This is a genomic window from Pseudomonas spelaei, from assembly GCF_009724245.1.
Taxonomy (GTDB): Bacteria; Pseudomonadota; Gammaproteobacteria; order Pseudomonadales; family Pseudomonadaceae; genus Aquipseudomonas; species Aquipseudomonas spelaei.
In genome coordinates this window covers 42730-58666 of the sequence record NZ_WNNK01000025.1, presented here as the reverse complement: position 1 = coordinate 58666, position 15937 = coordinate 42730, and the positions used below count along the sequence as shown (strand labels likewise).

Genomic DNA, 15937 nt, shown 5'->3' with positions numbered 1-15937 from the left:
TCCCCTTTGTGCTGTGTGGGTGAAAGGTCATCAGGCCTGCATCGACGAATAGCCCCTGAGGACGTCCTCGGTCACGTCCACCAACGCGCGTTGCTCTTCAGCCTTCCATGCCGCTCCTAACAATTCTCTCTGCGTTGACAAGAAGTTATCCAGCAAGCGCCCATCTGCACCCATCACCTGATCTTTTCTCAAGTCAAACAGACGCATGACCGCTGCCACCGACTTGTCGACGGCCTGCTGATGCGAATGAAGAACCTGAGCGTCCAGTGTGTCGGAATCGGCCTCCAGACTGCTGTCCAAATCCTCCAGCGCGTCTGACTTTTCAGCGAACCGTCTGGAGTGCTCACCAAATTTCTGATCAAACTGTTCCCGATACACATTACGCAGTTGTGTCTCCCAATAAGGCTCGCCCACCATAAAAGTCGCCAACGCACCCGGCACGGCCTCCTCTTGCAATACCGTATCACCCGCCTTGCGGATATCAGCCTGAGTGACTTCATACAATTGTCCGAAAGCAATGATGCGCGGCTGAAAGGGCAGCTTGAGTCGATCGGCCAACGAAATTCGATAGACAAGGTCAACTTCCACTTCTTCGTCGAATGGAGCTCCATCTTCCCGCTCCCGGGCCTGAATATCAGCCTTGATCAACCTGTCCAGCGCCGTCAGGCGGAAACGCCCCCGGGCCAACTCGATCAGGCTTGCCTCAACCCGCCGAGTACCTGCCTGACGCTGCGCTTTATGAACCAGGCTGCGTAAACCCAACTTGAACAACACGTCAGTGCGCTGATCCACACAGGTGCCCGGTGCATCCGCGTCAATGAACAACTGCTCGCGCAGTTCCTGATCACCGGCCGCATCGTCCAGTAACTCCCATACCTTTTGAACCAGGCCCGGCCGGGCCGCCACAAGCTTGAAAGTTGCAGAGCGAGTCATGTCCGCCAGCACACGGAAAAAAGCTTCAGAACCAGGCTCGCTCCGCAGGTCTTGCCATACCTGAGCCCTTTGTACCCGTTCACTGGCAGGCAGCTCGCCCAGCCACGCCAATCGAGCAACCTCTTCGCTGACGTGGATCGGGGCCGCCCTGTCCAGCAAGGCCACACCTGTACGCAGGCGGTAAGCCTCCACGGCGTTGCGCGCCTCTTCAGACCACGGATTGTGGTGTAATGTTGTCCCTTCGTTTTGCGCCTGCCTTCGTTCAAACAGCGCATCGGGGATGTCCACCAACTGGTTGCTGTGCAGATCAAGCTGAGTCAGGTGGCGAAGTGCCATAGCCCCGTACGGTATTTCGGTCAAGCCACAATCGGTCAGATATAACTGATTCAACCTAGTCATAGCACTGACATTCGGCACCATCCCCAAGCGGTTTCTCGCCAGTGATAACACCCGCAACTGCGTCAAGCCTGCCAGGATCGTCACACTTTGCGTGGTGAGTTGAATCTGATTGTGGTCCAGCGCCAACTGAGTCAAACCAACCATAGTGCCGACGATGCTCGGTATCCGTGTCAGCCTGTTTCCACTCAGGATCAGGTGACGCAGGCCCGGGAAGGAAGACAGAAAATCCCCGATATTGTCGGACAGTCTCATATTTCCCAGGGACAAGCTGGAAACATGGGGCATTCCTATTGGCAAGCTGGGCAAGTCGTTGATATGAAGGTCACTCAGGTTCAACGTGTAACCAACAAAATCACCCGCGTTGTTGAGCACCGTTCCCGAACGTCGTTGCCAACACGCCCTGATGCGTTTCGCTATGCGCTGTTTATTGTTTATCGACCCTTCCCAGTTCTTCAGGAAATCATCCAGCTGATCATACTGGGCTTGCCTGAGCCGAACCTCCTTGAGCATCACGCTATCGGTCTGCCCCCTGACGTTCAAATACCCCTCTATTTGCTCGAGCGTCGAACCCGGATAGAGCGTATGGGCCTCATGCCGACACTGAAAAGCTCGCGTAGAATCGGGCTGGGCGGCATGACCCGGCGCGCCGACGGCCAGCGCCATCGGTGACTGATATTCGTCCCCGCCCCCCGGCATGTTCAAGACTTCCCGCAGTTCTTCGGGAGGCAAAGCCCTACGTCTCAAGGCTTGGCGAAAATTTGTCCAACGCGTCTCCAGAGGGAAAACCATCACGTCAAGATCCGACGGCGGAACCATCTCGAAAAGGCTCCGGTAAACCGAATCCCCATGATGGGGTCTCCAGACCTCACCAATGCCGCCATTGTCATGTTTGACCCATCGTCTAACCGGGCTGATGGTTCGTCTAAGAGTCTCTGGCGTAAGTTCGGGTGTGACGCCAATACCGTCAAGCAATGGACCCGATGTAGAACCATCGTGCAGTTGAAGACCTGGGGTACCGGACCAGCCCGGCATCTTCTTGAGGGTATGCAGCAGCAAGCGTGCCGTGTCCTGCGTCAAGACTTGATTGAGGTACAGGCCTTCATAGGCTTGCCGCAGCCGAAACACATCAAGGTAGTCACGTGCCTCCTGGGACAATTGCAGGGGCGGACGCCGGGCGCTGTTCAATTGCCCTAGCCGGGTATCATCGGCCTGTGCCAGCAGTTGCTTGACCGCCACCTCAGGCAAGTCGGGAAAGGCCTCTTGCAACCACTTTTCCGGACTCTCTTCAAGACGGCGTGGTGGTGCATTCAGCAATTCCTCTCGTTTAATCGATGCCGCTAGCTGTAACCGTTGTCGCAACCCCTTCAGCGTTACATTCAGATCACGAGGTCGAGACGCCAAGGCGTCAAGACTGCTCTGATAAAAAAACTCATCTGACAGGCTGTCGGCATGGTTATAAAGCCCCGTTGGGTTTTCCGACCTTCTGTTTATGACCCAGTTTAGTGCCTCACGCAGTCGGGCTTCTTGCACGTCCTCCCCTAACAAGACCTTTAACTCGTCGTCATTAAGCTCCGACACCAGCGTGTCGAGAAGTTTTCCGCTGTTTAGCGAATATTCGCTGACAGCCACTTGAGGCAGCACTTCAGAGCCTGGAGGCGCCTGGAAGAACGTAGTGCCATCCTTCGTACGAATAACACTCAGGCCCCTGGAGGATGGCCAGATTTTTTCATGGGTAAGCAATTCAAGTTGCAAGTCAATGTTCGCTTGGCCATGGACCAGAGGGTCATTACTGCGCATCTGCTCGATGAACTCACAGTAACGGTGGTCAATCTGAAAACGCCGGATGGTCTCGGCCAGTAACGGCGCAGGCGGTGTCAGGTCGATGTGCATCTTGCGCAACTGGTCGTCACTTATGCCGCTGACCTTACGGACCTGCTCCAGCCGCTCATCACTCAGCCCGTCCACCGAGTGGCCAATGCGCCGCATCAATGTAGGACGGTCCCAGCTCAGAGGCTGCTCAAACTCGTGAACCCATCCCCCTACTGCGTTGTGTCTTGAACGTGGCGAATAACGTTGCGCATCATCGGGATGAAGGATAAAAAAGTCTTCGCCCTCGGCCTTCATTTCGTAATACTTCCCGTCTTGCACCTTCAAGTACACTTTGCCGTCGTGGGTATACAACCCGCGAGTATCCGCACGTACCCAGTGCGGCAGGTCAATGGTCTGTTCGTACTGGCGCCAGTCTGGTTGTATCAGGCGAGTTGCTCCTTTGCGGGACACTATCTGCGCCCATTCCCTGACATAATCAGATTGGCTGACAGCAGGTATCACTTGATGCCCGGCTGCGGCAAAAGCAAGGTTAAGTACAACGCCTGATACATGAGCCCATGCCTCTCGGATGTCGCCCCGAGCGGCACTACGGGCCGACTCATCAAGCTCATGCAGCATTTGTATGGCGCCAATTCCCATCATCAGCGGGCCCAACCCCGGCACGACAAAAGAGACCAGATTCAACACGTCCAATAGCGCACTGCCAACAGCCCATAACCGAGCCTGGCTTGCCTGCTTGTCTTTGTCGGCGGTAGAGACCACCAGCACCTTGCCATTGCTGCGGATCAAGTTGAGTTTCTGTTGTGCGACAGTTGGCCATGAAGCTTCAAACCGATTTCTACTGGCCTGAGGCCTATTCAACGTCGCCGAAGGCTCATGAATGAAGTCCTGATCAGGACTGCAAAGATTATCGGGATCCAAGTAGCGTTTGAGCGTGGCGAAAAAGCCAACATGTGTCTCTACCGGAATAAACTGACTGAAGAACACCCGATAGTCGTATGCACGAAACCGTTGAGTCAGATCCTGGGCTACCCCATCGAAAGAGGCATACTCCATCAGCGGTTTATCAGGATCACCGGGGACATAAAGAACACAGTCTCTCGTTGATCGGGTGACATAGAACAACATCACCTGTCGGGTCTCGAAGGCTTCTATCAACGGATGCACACAGCGAACAGCACCTCCTTTCCAGACAATATGTGCTTGCCCCGCGATAAAACGGGTCAGCATCTGATAAGTGCTGTGTTTGATGTGGTTGCGCTCAAGCGCGATCAGGGCTGAGGCCTGTAACTGAGTCGTTTGAAAGGTCACCAACGCGTCCAGGAAGGGCTTGGCGCCGGTGGAGTCCTGTGCTGGAAGGATTGAGTCGATATGAGCCTGATATTGCGCGCCCAGATCGAGGGTACGGCATAGCTGCGCAAATTGATGCGCAGGTATAGACAGGGCTTGTTCCTCGACGGCAAAGACTGTGGGCAGAATCTCACTGATATAGTTGTGAAAGTCGAATCGGGTCAGGAGCCGGCAATTCTCACAACTGTCCGGCTCGGCTTCATGGACCTCGAAGTTACCCATCGCGGCTTCAAGCAGTGTGATCCCCTGATAATAAAAGTCCCTTTCCCCGCCTACGCCTGTTGAGAAATTCAACGCCCCACCAAAATCCGTACGCTCGTTGCGTCGGTTTACATCGTAGACTTTGGTGGCAAAAAAGATTTTTTTGACATCCAGATCGACGCTGAACTGCTTTTGTATCGCCGCAACCAGCAGCGGCTCCGTAAATTCCGCGCAGTCCTTGAGCCCATCAAACACTCGATCAATGTCATTTAGCGCAGCCCACCCCTGTGCATGGGCTGCATGGAGTTTGTCCTTCGAAGCAACTGCCGCGTCCCGATAGAAATCGGGAACATGAAGATCCATTGCAGCCAGTTCCTTCTTTCTGCGAAGCGTGGACTGCGAATACCAGTCCGGAATGTTCTCCTTGATCGGCGTGACGTGAATGCCGTGTATCTCCAGCTCAGGTATCCGTGCCTCGTCCGTCGTTTTGTCGTTCATGATTGGCCTACTGAGTTCTCTCAAAAGACCAGCTTATGTTGCCCTCAAGTTACTCTGCCCCTAACTAATTAGCCTGCGACAAATACTTCCCTCTAGCCTTGACCCAACTCTTCAATTGATATTTCGCGCATCCGGAACTTCTGAATCTTGCCGGTCACCGTCATCGGAAACTCATCGACAAACTTGAAGTGCTTGGGCGTCTTGAAGTGCGCGATCCGGCCCTTGCACCAGGTTTGCAGCTCCAACTCATTGGCAACATGGCCGGGGTGGAACTTGATCCAGGCGACAATTTCCTCGCCATAACGCGCATCCGGAATGCCGATGATCTGTACATCCGCCACCGCCGGGTGGGTGAAGAAAAACTCTTCCAGTTCCCGTGGGTACACGTTCTCGCCCCCGCGGATGATCATGTCTTTGTTGCGCCCGGCGATGCATACGTAGCCCTGTTCATCCATGGTCGCCAGGTCGCCGGTGTGCATCCAGCCGGCATCGTCGATGGCTTCGCGGGTGCCGTCGGGGTTGTTCCAATAGCCCAGCATCACGCTGTAGCCGCGGGTGCACAGTTCGCCGGTCTGACCTCGGGGCACAGTGTTACCGGCTTCGTCGATGATCTTGCTTTCCAGTTGCGGCTGGGTGCGGCCGACGGTGGTGACTCGCAGCTCCAGACCGTCATCCGGCCCGGTCTGCAGTGACACCGGGCTGGTTTCGGTCATGCCATAGGCAATCTGCACCTCGTGCATGTGCATCTCGCTGATGACCCGGCGCATCACCTCGATGGGGCAGGTGGAACCGGCCATGATCCCGGTGCGCAGGTGCGACAGGTTGAATTCGGCCCGGCGCGGGTGATCGAGCATGGCGATAAACATGGTGGGCACGCCGTACAGGCCCGTGGCCTGCTCTTCGGCGACGGCGGTCAGGGTCAGCAACGGGTCAAAACCGTCGCTGGGGTAAATCATGGTAGTGCCGTGGGTGATGCAACCGAGATTGCCCATGACCATGCCGAAGCAGTGATACAGCGGCACCGGGATCACCAGACGATCGTGCGCCGTAAGGCCCAGGCTTTCGCCGACCATGTAGCCATTATTGAGAATGTTGTGGTGACTGAGGGTGGCCCCCTTGGGGAAGCCGGTAGTGCCGGAGGTGTACTGGATGTTGACGGCTTGATCGAAGTGCAGGCTGGCCTGGCGAGTGTGCAACTGGTCTGGCGGGACGCCCGCGCCAATGGCCGACAACTGCGACCAGGGCAGGAATCCCGAGGGCGGTCGCGGGTCGAGGCTGATCACGCCACGCAACTCGGGCAACAGGTCGCAACGCAACTCGCCGATGGGGTGTTCCGCCAGCTCTGGCACCAGTTCCTGGAGCATCCCATGATAATCAGAGGACTTGAATGAACCCGCGCAGACCAGCCATTGGCAACCGGATTGCTTGAGCACGTATTCCAACTCGCTGCTGCGGTACGCCGGATTGATGTTGACCAGAATCACCCCGAGCTTGGCGCTGGCCACTTGGCTGATGCACCACTGGGCACAGTTGGGGGCCCAGATCCCGAGGCGGTCACCCGCCTGCAAGCCCAGCGCCAGCAACGCACGGGCATGCAGATCCACGGCGTCGGCCAGTTGCCGCCAGGTGTAACGCAGGTGTTGATGGCGCACCACCAGTGCTTCGCCCTCGGGATACGCGGCGACGGTGCGATCGAACGCCTGGCCGATGGTTTCGGCCAGCAAGGCCTTGTCCTGAGCGCCACGGCTGTAGCTCTGATTCGGTTGTTGCATAACGACCCCTATTGTCTTTTTTGTAGGTGGACGGTGCTCTGCGCCGAGCGCACTTGACGTTAACGTAAACTACGATTGACAGCCACGCAACGCAAGCTTACGTTAACGTAAAGGTGAGCGCCCTTCTCCGCGCAATCAGCCCATACAACAACAACGCTTATTAAGGTGCCCGTCCATGAGCTATCCCTCCCTGAACTTCGCCCTCGGTGAAACCATCGACATGCTGCGCGACCAGGTGCAGTCCTTCGTCGCCAAGGAGCTGGCACCCCGGGCCGCCCAGATCGACATCGACAACCTGTTCCCCGCCGACATGTGGCGCAAGTTCGGTGATATGGGCCTGCTGGGCATCACCGTCCCGGAAGAATACGGCGGCGCCGGGCTGGGCTACCTGGCTCATGTGGTGGCAATGGAAGAGATCAGCCGCGGCTCGGCCTCGGTAGCCTTGTCCTACGGTGCGCACTCCAACCTGTGCGTCAACCAGATCAACCGCAACGGTAACCACGAACAGAAACTCAAGTACCTGCCCAAGCTGATCAGCGGTGAGCACATCGGCGCCCTGGCCATGAGTGAGCCAAATGCCGGTTCCGACGTGGTGTCGATGAAGCTGCGCGCCGACAAACGTGGCGACCACTACGTCCTCAACGGCAGCAAGACCTGGATCACCAATGGTCCCGACGCCAACACCTATGTGATCTATGCCAAGACCGACCTGGAAAAGGGTGCTCACGGCATCACCGCCTTTATCGTCGAGCGCGACTCGAAAGGTTTCAGCCGCAGCAACAAGTTCGACAAGCTGGGCATGCGCGGTTCGAACACCTGCGAGCTGTTTTTCGATGATGTGGAAGTGCCCGAAGAAAATATCCTTGGCGTACTCAACGGTGGCGTGAAAGTGCTGATGAGTGGCCTCGATTACGAGCGCGTGGTGCTGTCCGGTGGCCCTACGGGGATCATGCAGGCCTGCATGGACCTGATCGTTCCGTATATCCACGACCGCAAGCAGTTCGGCCAGAGCATCGGCGAGTTCCAGCTGATCCAGGGCAAGGTCGCCGACATGTATACCCAGCTCAACGCCAGCCGTGCGTACCTCTACGCCGTCGCCCAAGCCTGTGAGCGTGGCGAAACCACCCGCAAGGACGCCGCCGGGGTGATCCTCTACAGCGCCGAGCGCGCCACGCAAATGGCCCTCGACGCGATCCAGATTCTCGGCGGTAACGGTTACATCAACGAATTCCCTGCCGGCCGTCTGCTGCGCGATGCCAAGTTGTATGAAATCGGCGCCGGTACCAGCGAGATTCGGCGCATGTTGATTGGTCGCGAACTGTTTAACGAAACCCGCTGACGGAGCGCGATCCATGGCCACTCTGCATACCCAGCTCAACCCGCGCTCGGCGGAATTCGCCGCCAACAGCGCGGCGATGCTCAAGCAGGTCGACGCCCTGCACACCCTGCTCGCCCACGTGCAGCAAGGCGGCGGTGCCAAGGCCCAGGAGCGTCATACCTCGCGGGGCAAACTGTTGCCTCGCGAGCGCATCAATCGCTTGCTTGATCCTGGCTCGCCCTTCCTCGAGCTCAGCCAGCTGGCCGCCTATCAGGTGTATGGCGAAGATGTGCCGGCAGCCGGGGTGATTGCCGGGATCGGCCGGGTCGAAGGCGTCGAGTGCATGATCGTCGCCAACGATGCCACGGTGAAAGGCGGCTCCTATTACCCGCTGACGGTGAAAAAACACCTGCGCGCGCAAACCATCGCCGAGCAGAACCGCCTGCCCTGCATCTATCTGGTGGACTCCGGCGGCGCGAACTTGCCGCGCCAGGATGAAGTGTTCCCGGACCGCGAGCACTTCGGACGAATCTTCTTCAACCAGGCCAACATGAGCGCCCAGGGCATTCCGCAGATTGCCGTGGTGATGGGCTCCTGCACCGCCGGTGGCGCCTATGTGCCAGCCATGGCGGACGAAGCAATCATGGTGCGCCAGCAAGCCACCATCTTTCTCGCCGGCCCGCCGCTGGTAAAGGCCGCGACCGGTGAAGTGGTGAGTGCCGAAGACCTGGGCGGCGCCGATGTGCATTGCAAGATTTCCGGGGTGGCCGACCACTATGCCGACAGTGACGAACACGCACTGGCATTGGCTCGGCGCAGCGTGTCCAACCTCAACTGGCGCAAACTGGGTCAGTTGCAACAACGCGTGCCCGTGGCGCCGTTGTACAGCCGTGAAGAACTGTATGGGGTGATTCCGGCAGATGCCAAGCAGCCGTTCGATGTACGGGAAGTCATTGCCCGGCTGGTGGACGGCTCGGTATTCGATGAGTTCAAGGCGCTGTTCGGCACCACGCTGGTGTGCGGCTTTGCTCACCTGCACGGCTACCCGATTGCGATCCTCGCCAACAACGGCATCCTCTTCGCCGAGTCGGCGCAAAAAGGTGCGCACTTTATCGAGTTGGCCTGTCAGCGCGGGATTCCGCTGTTGTTCCTGCAAAACATCACCGGGTTCATGGTCGGCCAGAAATACGAAGCCGGGGGTATCGCCAAGCACGGTGCCAAGCTGGTGACAGCCGTGGCCTGTGCCAAGGTGCCGAAGTTTACCGTGATCATCGGCGGCAGCTTTGGTGCCGGTAACTACGGGATGTGCGGCCGCGCCTATGACCCGCGCTTCTTGTGGATGTGGCCCAACGCCCGCATTGGTGTGATGGGCGCCGAGCAGGCCGCTGGCGTACTGGTACAGGTCAAGCGTGAACAGGCCGAACGCGCTGGCCAGCCGTTCAGTGCGCAAGAGGAAGCCGCCATCAAGCAGCCGATCCTCGACCAGTACGAAACCCAGGGCCACCCTTACTACTCCAGCGCTCGCCTGTGGGACGACGGCGTCATCGACCCGTTGCAGACCCGCGACATACTGAGCCTGGCCTTGTCCGCCGCGCTGAATGCCCCCATCGAGCCGAGCCGCTTCGGCGTGTTCCGCATGTAAATGGAGCTGCACCCATGAGCGATTTCAATACGCTGGAACTGGTGACCGACGCCCGTGGCTTTGCCACCTTGTGGCTCAGTCGCGAAGCCAAGAACAACGCCTTCAACGCCGAGATGATCCGCGAGCTGATCATTGCCCTGGATCAAATCCAGGGCAACCCGGCCCTGCGCTTCCTGGTGCTGCGCGGACGCGGCAAGCACTTCAGCGCCGGCGCCGACCTGGCCTGGATGCAGCAGTCAGCCGAACTGGATTACCACACCAATCTGGACGATGCCCGGGAACTGGCAGAGCTGATGTACAACCTCGCCAAACTGAAGATCCCGACCCTGGCCGTGGTTCAGGGCGCGGCCTATGGTGGCGCTCTGGGCTTGATCAGTTGCTGCGACATGGCCATTGGTACAGACGATGCCCAGTTCTGCCTGTCGGAGGTGCGCATCGGCCTGGCACCGGCAGTCATCAGCCCATTTGTGGTCCAAGCCATCGGTGAGCGTGCGGCCCGGCGTTACGCCCTGACGGCAGAACGTTTTGGCGGCCAGCGCGCGCGGGAGATCGGGCTACTGGCGGAAAGTTATCCGGCCGACGAGCTGGATCGCCAAGTGGAACAGTGGACTGCCAACCTGTTGCTCAACAGCCCAGCGGCCATGCGCGCCAGCAAAGACCTGCTGCGGGAAGTCGGCCATGGCGCGCTTACTCCGGCCCTGCGTCGCTATTGCGAAAACGCCATCGCACGCATCCGTGTCAGCAGCGAAGGCCAGGAAGGCCTGCGGGCCTTTTTGCACAAACGAGCGCCCAGTTGGCAGTCTCAGGAGCCGCGTTCATGAGTTCACCCGTTCTTAACACCGTGTTGGTGGCCAATCGCGGCGAAATCGCCTGCAGGGTCATGCGCACCGCCAAGGCCATGGGTTTGACCACTGTGGCCGTCCACAGCGCCACGGACCGCGATGCGCGCCACAGCCGTGAGGCCGACATCCGCGTCGACCTCGGCGGCAGCAAAGCCGCCGACAGCTACCTGCAAATCGACAAACTGATTGCGGCCGCCAAGGCCAGTGGCGCCCAGGCGATTCATCCCGGTTATGGCTTTCTCTCGGAGAACGCCGGGTTTGCCCGCGCCATTGAAGCTGCCGGCCTGATCTTTCTCGGCCCGCCCGCCTCGGCCATTGATGCCATGGGCAGCAAGTCCGCCGCCAAGGCGTTGATGGAAACCGCTGGTGTCCCGCTGGTGCCCGGCTACCACGGCGAAGCCCAGGACCTGGAGACCTTCCGCCAGGCCGCTGAACGCATTGGCTACCCGGTGCTGCTCAAGGCCACCGCCGGCGGTGGTGGCAAGGGCATGAAGGTGGTCGAGGACGTCAGCCAACTGGCCGAAGCCCTGGCCTCGGCACAGCGTGAAGCGCTGTCGTCCTTTGGCAATGCGCAGATGTTGGTGGAGAAGTACCTGATCAAGCCACGCCACGTGGAGATCCAGGTGTTTGCCGATCAGCACGGCCATTGCCTGTACCTCAACGAGCGCGACTGCTCGATCCAGCGCCGCCACCAGAAGGTGGTCGAGGAAGCCCCGGCACCCGGCCTCAGCCCCGAGCAGCGCAAGGCCATGGGGAGCGCGGCTGTGCGTGCGGCCCAGGCTATCGGTTACGTCGGCGCCGGAACGGTGGAGTTCTTGCTGGATGCCCGGGGTGAGTTTTTCTTCATGGAAATGAACACCCGGTTGCAGGTGGAGCACCCGGTGACCGAAGCCATTACCGGCCTCGACCTGGTGGCCTGGCAGATTCGTGTCGCCCAGGGCGAGCCGCTGCCAATGACGCAGGAACAGGTGCCGCTGCTGGGGCATGCCATTGAAGTGCGGCTGTACGCCGAGGACCCGAGCAACGACTTTCTGCCGGCTACGGGGCATCTGGCGTTGTACCGCGAATCCTCACCAGGCCCGGGGCGTCGCGTGGACAGCGGCGTCGAGCAAGGGGACAGCGTCTCGCCCTTCTACGACCCGATGCTGGGCAAGCTGATTGCCTGGGGTGAGGATCGCGAGCAGGCGCGGCTGCGACTGCTGAGCATGCTGGATGAATTCGCCATCGGCGGGCTGAAGACCAACCTGGGTTTTCTGCGGCGCATCATTGGTCATCCGGCCTTTGCGGCGGCGGAACTGGATACCGGGTTTATTCCCCGCTATCAGGATGAGCTGCTGCCGGCGGCCAGCGAATTGAGCGATGAGTTCTGGCAGGCCGCAGGCCATGGTTTCATGCAGAGTCGAGCCGCCAAGGTGCGCGAAGATGATCCGGGCTCTGCGTGGGCCACGAGCAACGGCTTTCGTTCCGGCCTGCCCGCCGAGACGTCGCTGCATTTGAGCTGCAATGGTCAGGATCGCCTGGTGATGTTGCAAACCCCGGGGCCCCAACTGCGGGGAGAACAGTTGGTGATCGAACAGAACGGCGTACGCCACTCACACTTGGCCGTACGGGGTCAGGACGCGCTGTTTCTGCGCTGGGGCGACGAGATGTACAGCATCACCCTGTTTGATCCGATTGCCGTCGTCGAGGCCAACCAGTCTCATCAGGGCGGCCTGACTGCTCCGATGAATGGCAGCATCGTGCGGGTGCTGGTAGAAGTCGGGCAAATGGTTGAGGCTGGAGCGCAACTGGTGGTGCTAGAAGCCATGAAGATGGAACACAGCATCCGCGCGCCCCACGCGGGGGTGGTCAAGGCACTGTATTGCCAGGAAGGCGAAATGGTTGCCGAGGGGAGTGCATTGGTGGAACTGGCGGATTAAAACTTCGCGACCGCTTGTACCACCACTCCGATGATCCGGCACTCAGCGCTGAACAACATTTTGGGGTAGGTCGGGTTGAGCGGTACCAGGTAAAGCTGACCGCTCTCCTCCATCAATTTGCGAAAGGTCGCCTGGGGACTGAAAGCCCATTGTGCGACCACCAGTTTGCCGGGCTCAGCCTTGATCGCCGGGTCCACCAGGATCATCATGCCCTCGCTGATGCTCGGGCCGCTGGGCGCTGTCATCGCATCGCCCGCCACCCGCAACCAGAACGCCGCGCCCCGTGCGTGGTAGTCGCTCAACTCGAAACGGGCAGCGCCATAGGGCGTGCGTTCTTCCTGCACCTCGCACACTCCTTTCCAGTCGCTCACCGGGTAGCGGAAATACGGGTTGTAGTGCTCCGTCTGCGGCAGTTCGTCTTCCGCCATCTCGGCGTTTTTTTCGCGCACGACCAAGGCAACTTCAAGCCCCCCCAAGCCGAGTTCTTCCATCACCCGATTCATGTCGGCGATGCTTGGCTCGCGGCGCTTGTTCAGCCAATGCCCAATGCCGCCCTGAGACATGCCCAGGCGTTCGGCCAGTTGGTCCTGGGTGATCTTGCGGTCCTTCATGTTGGCTTTGACCAACGCTATCCATTTATCCATGGGGCCTGACAATACGGTGTGTATTCACAGCCACAATAAACAGTTTGTAGTAATCAATCAAAAGACATAAATACGATCCGTACTATTATTCAATCCAGGCGTTCGACACCCACCCTGAGTACCGACCTCATGACGACACCCCCGGATCACCTGCCCTACACACCCAACGATGATGAACTGCTATTCCTGCGCAGCAGCGGTGCTGCCCAGCGTGCGCTCGACTATTACTTGAAAGAAGATGTAACTGGAGCGGCCCTCGATGACCTCTTGTTTGAGGTCAAAAACGATGTCAGCGATGAAGAAGCCCTGGTTCACGCCTCCGACCTGCTGCGAAGTGCAGCCGCCACGGCCTATGAGGCGGCGAACAGCGCCCAAGGCAATACCCGGGACCTGGCGTTTTCGGTGGTGTATCTGATTGATATGGCGAAGGCCATGGTAGAGCGATCGCTGCACGTACCGGCCCGAGAAAATCGGTAGCCGCGCACGCCGCACAAAGACGCAAAGGAAAAATATTTCTATCCCACGGATAAAAACATTTGACTTGCAAATGATAATGATTATTATTGCATCAGCTGATCGCGAGATCAGTCGATAGACCAAGGGACCTTAGGTCGGACTCTTGGAATATCTCCTCATCAGGCTAATCACGGTTTTTGACCCGGCTCTTTGGCCGGGTCTTTTTTTTGCCAGTTGTTCTGGCATGGCTTCAGGCTAATGAAGACTGTGTGTTGCTTGATGGCGCGCATGGTAGCAAAAGACCATCGCCGAAAGAAAGCCAAACGAACGCTCTAGCCCGGATCTTTCAAAAATAGCACTTGAGAATCAATCTCATAGATTCTAAGCTGCTGCGGCGTCATGGATGACGCCCCCTTCCTGCACCGCAACAATTTGCCCCCCGACCTCCCCTCGCGCCTGTGTAAAATGCCCGTCACAACAATCATATTCAGGCAACCAGACTATGACCGTGGCCTTGACCTCCATCAAAATCAGCACCGACTTCGACAGCGGTAACATCCAGGTCCTCGACGCCAGCGATGCCTATCAGTTGCTGCTGGCCATCAAACCCGATACCCGCAGCCAGCATTTCCAGTGGTTCCACTTCAAGGCCGAGGGTATGCACGTGGGCCACACCCACACCTTCCGTCTGAGCAACGCCGGCCAGTCGTCCTATAAACACGCCTGGAGTGGTTACAACGCCGTTGCATCCTACGACCACATCAACTGGTTTCGCGTACCCACACGCTTTGATGGCGAGACGTTGCACATCAACCTTGAGCCCAAGGAAAAACAGGCCTGGATCGCTTACTTCGAGCCCTACAGCCGTGAACGCCACGACGGGTTGATCGAGCAGGCACTGAGTCGTGCTGGCACGCAATTGCTGGCCACCGGTAAAAGTGTCGAAGGCCGTGATATCCAGCTGCTGCGCCGAGGTAAAGGCGATACGGCCAAGCGTAAGGTCTGGATCATTGCCCAGCAGCATCCCGGTGAACACATGGCCGAGTGGTTCATGGAAGGCATCATCGAGCGCCTGCAACAAGACGGCGACGATGAACTGAAAAAGCTCCTGGCGGCCGCCGACCTGTACCTGGTGCCGAATATGAACCCGGACGGCGCTTTTCACGGCCACCTGCGCACCAACGCCATGGGCCAGGACCTCAACCGCGCATGGCAGAGTGCAAGCCAGGAGACCAGCCCGGAAGTGCTGTTCGTCCAGCAGCAAATGGAAAAGTACGGCGTTGACCTGTTCCTCGATATCCACGGTGACGAGGAAATCCCGTACGTCTTCACCGCCGGTTGCGAAGGTAACCCCGGCTACACACCCCGTATCGAACAGTTGGAAAAACACTTCCGCAGCCACCTGAGCGCCCTGACCCGGGATTTCCAGACCGCCCACGGCTACACCCGTGACCTGCCGGGCGAAGCCAACATGACGCTGGCCTGCAACAGCGTTGGCGAGAAATTTGACTGCCTGTCCCTGACCCTGGAGATGCCTTTCAAGGACAACGACGATGCGCCCAATGCACACACGGGGTGGTCCGGCAAACGCTCGATGCAGTTGGGCAAGGATGTATTGAGTACCCTCGCGGATATGGTCAACGTACTGCGTTAATCCTCGACAACAACGGTGCCCGCCTGATCGGCGGGCACCCGCTCGCAATCCTCTGGCGTTAACAGCCGACCGTCCGCCGAACGTAACTCCAGCGTCCTTAACGGTTTGCCGTGCTCGCGATCAACCATCACCGAATGCGCTTCCCCTTCGCGGTAGAAAAAAACCTCACCCCACTGACGTAAGCCAATGATCACGGTGAACAGTCCCCTCCCCTTGTTCGTCAACACGTACTCCTGATACGCACTGCCATCCGACGCTGGCACGACCTCCAGCACCTCATGGGCCACCAGGCTGCGCAAACGCGTAGACAGAATGTTCTTCGCCATCCCAAGGCTGCGCTGAAATTCGCCAAAGCGACGAAGACCGTCAAACGCATCACGAATGATCAGTAACGACCAACCATCACCAATCGCATCCAGCGAGCGCGCCACCGGGCATTCGGCGCTTTCAAAGCGGGTGAGCTTGACCATGGACACTGT

The 15937-nt window shown here is 58.6% G+C and carries 10 protein-coding genes; 6 read left to right on the top strand and 4 right to left on the bottom strand.

Annotated features, from left to right (window positions below; all coding sequences use genetic code 11):
• Positions 1 to 30 precede the first annotated feature (30 nt).
• Positions 31 to 5211, bottom strand: a complete 5181-nt coding sequence (locus GNF76_RS24330) for an NEL-type E3 ubiquitin ligase domain-containing protein (RefSeq protein WP_155585627.1) — start codon at positions 5209 to 5211, stop codon at positions 31 to 33.
• Positions 5212 to 5303: 92 nt separating this feature from the next.
• A complete protein-coding gene (locus GNF76_RS24325; protein ID WP_155585626.1) occupies positions 5304 to 6983 on the bottom strand; it encodes an AMP-binding protein in 1680 nt (559 codons plus the stop codon).
• A 175-nt stretch (positions 6984 to 7158) separates the two neighbouring features.
• On the opposite strand from GNF76_RS24325, the gene GNF76_RS24320 reads away from it, so the two are divergent.
• Genes GNF76_RS24320 through GNF76_RS24305 form a run of 4 tightly spaced genes read left to right on the top strand, consistent with a single transcriptional unit; the run spans position 7159 to position 12704 of the window.
• Positions 7159 to 8322, top strand: coding sequence for an isovaleryl-CoA dehydrogenase (locus GNF76_RS24320; RefSeq protein WP_155585625.1), 1164 nt, complete (start codon positions 7159 to 7161; stop codon positions 8320 to 8322).
• 13 nt (positions 8323 to 8335) lie between these two features.
• On the top strand, positions 8336 to 9943 hold the full coding sequence (locus GNF76_RS24315) for a carboxyl transferase domain-containing protein (RefSeq protein WP_155585624.1): 1608 nt from the start codon (positions 8336 to 8338) through the stop codon (positions 9941 to 9943).
• A gap of 14 nt (positions 9944 to 9957) precedes the next feature.
• Entirely contained in the window at positions 9958 to 10764 is an 807-nt protein-coding gene (locus tag GNF76_RS24310; RefSeq protein WP_155585623.1) for a gamma-carboxygeranoyl-CoA hydratase, read from the top strand.
• Positions 10761 to 12704: an acetyl/propionyl/methylcrotonyl-CoA carboxylase subunit alpha gene (locus GNF76_RS24305; RefSeq protein WP_155585622.1), complete on the top strand. Its 1944-nt coding sequence runs from the start codon at positions 10761 to 10763 to the stop codon at positions 12702 to 12704. The genes GNF76_RS24310 and GNF76_RS24305 overlap by 4 nt, the downstream gene beginning before the upstream one ends.
• On the opposite strand, the gene GNF76_RS24300 is transcribed toward GNF76_RS24305, so the two are convergent.
• A complete protein-coding gene (locus tag GNF76_RS24300) occupies positions 12701 to 13348 on the bottom strand; it encodes a LexA family protein (RefSeq protein WP_155585621.1) in 648 nt (215 codons plus the stop codon). The two genes, GNF76_RS24305 and GNF76_RS24300, sit on opposite strands and share 4 nt — an antisense overlap.
• A 129-nt stretch (positions 13349 to 13477) precedes the next feature.
• Here GNF76_RS24300 and GNF76_RS24295 point away from each other — a divergent pair, with 129 nt between their 5' ends.
• Positions 13478 to 13825, top strand: coding sequence for a DUF6124 family protein (locus tag GNF76_RS24295; protein WP_155585620.1), 348 nt, complete (start codon positions 13478 to 13480; stop codon positions 13823 to 13825).
• Positions 13826 to 14306: 481 nt separating this feature from the next.
• On the top strand, positions 14307 to 15458 hold the full coding sequence (locus GNF76_RS24290; protein WP_155585619.1) for a M14 family metallopeptidase: 1152 nt from the start codon (positions 14307 to 14309) through the stop codon (positions 15456 to 15458).
• Here GNF76_RS24290 and GNF76_RS24285 read toward each other — a convergent pair.
• Positions 15455 to 15928, bottom strand: a complete 474-nt coding sequence (locus GNF76_RS24285) for a winged helix-turn-helix transcriptional regulator (protein WP_155585618.1) — start codon at positions 15926 to 15928, stop codon at positions 15455 to 15457. The genes GNF76_RS24290 and GNF76_RS24285 overlap by 4 nt on opposite strands.
• Positions 15929 to 15937 lie beyond the last annotated feature (9 nt).

Coding starts and splice junctions, on each gene's coding strand:
- GNF76_RS24330 (WP_155585627.1), bottom strand. CDS start 5,211: ATGAACGACAAAACGACGGACGAGGCACGGATACCTGAGCTGGAGATA.
- GNF76_RS24325 (WP_155585626.1), bottom strand. CDS start 6,983: ATGCAACAACCGAATCAGAGCTACAGCCGTGGCGCTCAGGACAAGGCC.
- GNF76_RS24320 (WP_155585625.1), top strand. CDS start 7,159: ATGAGCTATCCCTCCCTGAACTTCGCCCTCGGTGAAACCATCGACATG.
- GNF76_RS24315 (WP_155585624.1), top strand. CDS start 8,336: ATGGCCACTCTGCATACCCAGCTCAACCCGCGCTCGGCGGAATTCGCC.
- GNF76_RS24310 (WP_155585623.1), top strand. CDS start 9,958: ATGAGCGATTTCAATACGCTGGAACTGGTGACCGACGCCCGTGGCTTT.
- GNF76_RS24305 (WP_155585622.1), top strand. CDS start 10,761: ATGAGTTCACCCGTTCTTAACACCGTGTTGGTGGCCAATCGCGGCGAA.
- GNF76_RS24300 (WP_155585621.1), bottom strand. CDS start 13,348: ATGGATAAATGGATAGCGTTGGTCAAAGCCAACATGAAGGACCGCAAG.
- GNF76_RS24295 (WP_155585620.1), top strand. CDS start 13,478: ATGACGACACCCCCGGATCACCTGCCCTACACACCCAACGATGATGAA.
- GNF76_RS24290 (WP_155585619.1), top strand. CDS start 14,307: ATGACCGTGGCCTTGACCTCCATCAAAATCAGCACCGACTTCGACAGC.
- GNF76_RS24285 (WP_155585618.1), bottom strand. CDS start 15,928: ATGGTCAAGCTCACCCGCTTTGAAAGCGCCGAATGCCCGGTGGCGCGC.